The 4,471-nt window shown below is 65.0% G+C and carries 4 protein-coding genes and 1 pseudogene; all 5 read right to left on the minus strand.

Going from position 1 to position 4,471, the window contains the following annotated elements; all coding sequences use genetic code 11:
- Positions 1 to 216, minus strand: a pseudogene (locus BGC09_RS21870) (hypothetical protein); the annotation flags it as partial.
- A gap of 1 nt (position 217) precedes the next feature.
- Positions 218 to 430 (minus strand): zinc finger domain-containing protein, encoded by a 213-nt coding sequence (locus BGC09_RS21875; protein ID WP_069806322.1) that lies wholly within the window; start codon positions 428 to 430, stop codon positions 218 to 220.
- Positions 431 to 753: 323 nt separating this feature from the next.
- The gene (locus BGC09_RS21880) at positions 754 to 2,022 is read right to left on the minus strand and encodes a methyltransferase domain-containing protein (protein WP_069806323.1); all 1,269 of its coding nucleotides are present in this window, start codon (positions 2,020 to 2,022) and stop codon (positions 754 to 756) included.
- Positions 2,019 to 3,035 (minus strand): MvdC/MvdD family ATP grasp protein, encoded by a 1,017-nt coding sequence (locus BGC09_RS21885; protein WP_069806325.1) that lies wholly within the window; start codon positions 3,033 to 3,035, stop codon positions 2,019 to 2,021. The genes BGC09_RS21880 and BGC09_RS21885 overlap by 4 nt, the downstream gene beginning before the upstream one ends.
- Positions 3,032 to 3,301, minus strand: coding sequence for a hypothetical protein (locus BGC09_RS21890; protein WP_069806324.1), 270 nt, complete (start codon positions 3,299 to 3,301; stop codon positions 3,032 to 3,034). Before BGC09_RS21890 ends, BGC09_RS21885 begins: the two co-directional genes overlap by 4 nt.
- Between the last annotated feature and the right edge of the window lie 1,170 nt (positions 3,302 to 4,471).

Raw genomic sequence — 4,471 nt, forward strand, 5'->3', positions numbered from 1 at the left:
CTGCTCTGCCACCGTGACCCAGGGATAGGCCGTGCCGTGGTCGAGGTGTCCTTCGCACGACTGTACGGTTGGAAAGCCCAGCAGGTTCAGCAGGACGACCGTCTCAAAGATGCCGGGGTCGATGGGCGTCCCGAGGGCATCCGTCAGCTGAGCCAGCGCGTCACAGGCTTGCTGCCAGCTCGCACTGGTCCAGTCCAGCGTGAGAGGAACCGGCATCTCAGACCTCCACCTCGCCAGAGCCACCACACATATTGCAGGTGTCCCCTTCCTTCAACAAACCGGTGCCCAGGCACCGGAAACACTTGACGGTACGGCGTTGTCCCCAGTCATCGATGAGCTCGACCTGGCCCGTCCCCTGGCACCGGGGACACGTGACATCAGCAGTGAAGCCGGTCCCCTGGCAGTTGGGACAGATGATGCGCTTTCCCATGCCGTCTCCTTTCTGGGGAAGAGAGCTGCGCGCCTGGGTGTGTGCTGCGCGTGCCCCTTCTCCCTTCACAGGTTGCCACCGTGCAAGGTGCTTCTCGTGAAGGAGTATACTCCAGCTTCGCCAGAGGGTGCAAGCTGGAGAGAGGAACCCTGTCTCGTGACCGGGGAGCCAGGACAGGCGCCGCTGGGCGGCGTGCTGGTCGCCCAGTGGGAGCAGCGAGGCCTCCGGCTGCAGGGGAGGCTGCGTTTTCCTGCAGCCTTCATGCCGTTGCGCCGGGAAGGGACGTCCAGTGCAGACGGGAGGGAGGCCAGACGCAGCTCCCATCAGGAGAGGTCCTCCGCAAAGAGATCGGGCAGGATGGTCAGCGTAGTTTCCGCTGTCTGCAGGGACAGCGCGGCGCCTGCAGCCGTCACTTCGATCCGGTACGCCTGCTGGGCGGGTCGCCCCGCCGTGTCCCACTGTTGGCGGGCCCCTTCCAGGAGGTCCCACAGGGAGGGCTGCCCTGCTGACGTGACCTCGGCCACCATCCAGTTGTCTGTCGCCGAGCCAGTGCGTCGGAACTGCAGCACACCCGGCAGGGGGTTGATCACCAGCGTCAGCCATTCCTCGCCTGAGGGGTTGCCAGAGGGCAGCAGCCGGCGTCGTCGCGTCAGCCGGATGCCGGGGCAGCGCCATTGCAGAAACCAGGCAAAGGCAGGCTCCTCCAGCAGGCTCGGGAAGGGATGCGTCGCCGGAAGGCGCCACACCCGCGGGCCGTTGCCCATCGGCTCTCCTGGTGACCAGGAAGATGGCGTGCCGGCGGGGGAAGCTGCCAGGGGTGGACGCTGCAGGGGCATGAAATGGAGTGGGGGCTGCCAGAAGGCTCCCTGTGCTTGCACGCCACCGCGATCGGGCCTGTCCAGTTTCTCCAGGACAAGAAAGCCGCTCTGGTGCAGGCTTCCCTGCAGATCCATCACCAGCCGTCCCCCAGGGGCGAGCTGGTCATACCATCGACGGGGCAATCTGGAGGCACTGGCGGTGGCAATGAGGCGCTCATACGGGGCGGCTGGCGCATAGCCCTGCCAGCCATCGGCGGCCACGACCTGGACCCGCTCGCCATAGCCTGCCTCCTGCAGGCGGACCCGCGCCTGGCAGGCCAACTCCTCCTCCAGCTCGACTGTCCAGACCTGCCCGCCTGGCCCTACCAGTTCCGCCAGCAGCGCGGCATGGTAGCCGGTGCCCGTTCCAATCTCCAAGACTCGCTGGCCCGGCTGCACAGCGAGCGCTTCCAGCATCCGAGCCATCGCGGAGGGCTGAGAGCTGGAGCTGCTGGGCAGCTGGTGCGTATCCAGGCGAGTCACCAACGGCTCATCCTCATAGAGCCGCTCCAGCCACTGCCCGGCAGGCAGCGCTTCTGGCGTGCACCAGCGCCAGGCGCGTCCCTGTCGCTCATAGAAGCCCGATACGAACTGCTCGCGAGGGACCTGAGCAAAGGCCGCCGCCACCGCAGACGAGCGCACGGCGCCACTCGCCCAGAGCCGCTCGAGCAGCTGCTGGCGGGCCTGGGTGCTCTCCGCTGAGTCTGCGGATCTTGCTCTGGCTGCTCCACTCATAGGCCATACTCCTCTGGGGCTTGTAAGAGATTGGCCATCGCCGCGGCCAGCGGCAGCCCAGTTGCTGGCTCCAGCCAATACCATTGCCCATTGGGATTCAGTTCCAAAAAGACATATTCCCCCTCGGGCGTCACGAGCAGGTCTGCAGCAGCAAACTGCAGTCCAAACCGACGGACCAGCTGCAGAAGCTGGTCCGCGACCTGAGCGGGCAGCTCATGGAGCTGATAGTGCAGGTCGCGATACGCTCGACGCCAGTCGAGCGCTGCCTCAGAAGACGGAGGAGCATGGATCTCGATGGCAAACACCTGGCGGCCCATGATGACGACGCGCAGGTCAAACGCCTTGGGCAAGCGCTCCTGAAACAGGTGCGCGGTGGTTTGGACTCCCTCCAGCTGCTGCAGGTGCTCGGGAAAGATGGCAGAGGTATACAAGAAGCGCGCAGCAGTCCTCTCTCCAGCGGCTGTGGCGACCTCTGGCTCTTCCAGAATCCCTCGTGCCAGCGCCTTGCCGATGATCCTCCCCTCACACGCTTCAGCGAACCGTCGCACGGCCTCGGGGTCATTGGTCACCAGCGTGCGAGGCACGCGCAAGCCCACCGCACAAGCAGCACACAACTGCGCGGGCTTGCATTCCGCCGCCTCAAGAGCCTCGCGAGGGCTGACCCAGAACGGCTGCTGCGCTGCGATGGTCCCACGCAGGACGCCGAGCAGTCCACGGGTGGCTTCTCGCTCGATAAAGGCCCGAACGGCTGGTGCATAGAGAGCGGGCGCACGGTAACGCTGGGGACGACGCCACCAGATACTGTGCACGGATGCCAGATCGATCTGCTGCTCGGGGGAAGACAAGATGCCGTGCCAGCACGGCGTACCGGCTTGCAGCTCGGCACGGAGGGACAGGTGCTCGGGAAAGTCTGCAGTGTCCACCCAGTGGACGACGCTACCACGTTGACGCAGAATCTGAAGCACAGGGGGAATGTGCGCATCAGCAGCCTGACTCAGAATCAGGACCGTCACAGCCAATCATCCTCATCTGCTCGCGGATCGGAATCGGCGATGACCCCTGTCTGCACGGGAAGGCTGGGATCATCCTCATCCGTATCGTCAACGGTATCATCATCGAGCTTGCCATCCGTACTCGTCTGCCCAGGCGTCTCCGCTAAGGTCGTATCGTCCCCTCCAGCGAAAGGCGCAGGGGCAAGGAATTGCAGCAAGAAGGGAAGAGGAGGTGGACAGGCAAGGCCCTCCCCTCCTGGCACAGCAGCGAACAAGGTCTCTGACATGGTCTCCTCCTGGGAGGACACAAAAGCGTCTGACCACATGAGGGCACCGAGGCAATAGCCCCAGACGCACAGGAGCGATCAGCTCCCCCTGTGGGCACGGTCTGCCTGAGCCAGGCGCTCGGCCGCCTGGAGCGCCAGCGCCTGCTGGGACGCTGGTCAGGAACGAGCACGAGTGTCTCCTGTGCCTGCAATGCATGAAGTAGCACCATCTAAGCACTGCTCACATTCTGTGTACAGGATAGCATCTCTTGCTCTCCATGTCAAGGAAGCTCTCCGGAGGCGAGGAGCTGCGGTTGATCTGCTGGGGCAGGTACAGCGCGATGCCGAGCTGCTACAGGACCGACGGCAAGAGTCCCTCTCCCGGATCATCCAGGCTGGCACCCACGCCGAGAGGGGGAGCAGCGGCAGCCGGGCCATTTGGGGCAGATCGGGCCTCGTTCCGCGTCATTCAGCAGCAGCAGCAACGGGAGGCAGGGACAGCGCCTGGGATCGCCCAACGCCAGCGAGCGGGCCGCCTGCCCTGCCCGCACAGCGGCTGGTCCCGCGACCACTCCTCGTGCCTCGTGCTGACGGCGCCGTCCGTGGGTGACCGTTGACTTGACGGCCAGACACCACCCCCGATGGCTGCTCGCTGCTCCTCTCCTGGTCCAGAGAGAGGGGGGCTGCTGATGCCCGTGATGCCCACGCCTGCTGGAGAAAGAGCCAGACCCCCACTCGACTGTCCCGTCTCCTCCTGGCTCCCCTCCCCTCATGGGGCACCACTCTCCTCTCCGGCTCCCTCCCTGCTGGCCTCCCCTCACTGCAGCGCCAGCCAGCATCTCAGTGGCCTGCAGCCTCGCACTGGCACCCGACCAACGCGGTGCCCCGTGCGACCGATCGAGCAGCAAGCGCAGCGCTGACCGGCTGCTGAAGCACCAGGTCCTGTCTGGGTGACCCCTCTCCCCAATCCCAGCCGGCCTTCTCCGCTGCTTCTGACTCGGGATGTCAGCGGACAGGGTCGGCACGATTATCGCGTTTCAATCCCAGACGGGCTTCTTCGCTGCTTCTGACAGGGCTGGATGTCTCTCTATACAGTGACCCCTGGCAAGTTTCAATCCCAGACGGGCTTCTTCGCTGCTTCTGACGGTACCGTCTTCTGTCTAGCATGCGCTGCGGGGCCAGGTCTGTGAA

The sequence above is a fragment of the Thermogemmatispora onikobensis genome, assembly GCF_001748285.1.
GTDB classification, from domain to species: domain Bacteria; phylum Chloroflexota; class Ktedonobacteria; order Ktedonobacterales; family Ktedonobacteraceae; genus Thermogemmatispora; species Thermogemmatispora onikobensis.

Excerpts from the sequence above, each read along its gene's own strand:
- BGC09_RS21875 (WP_069806322.1), bottom strand. The coding sequence starts at position 430 with ATGGGAAAGCGCATCATCTGTCCCAACTGCCAGGGGACCGGCTTCACT.
- BGC09_RS21880 (WP_069806323.1), bottom strand. The coding sequence starts at position 2,022 with ATGAGTGGAGCAGCCAGAGCAAGATCCGCAGACTCAGCGGAGAGCACC.
- BGC09_RS21890 (WP_069806324.1), bottom strand. The coding sequence starts at position 3,301 with ATGTCAGAGACCTTGTTCGCTGCTGTGCCAGGAGGGGAGGGCCTTGCC.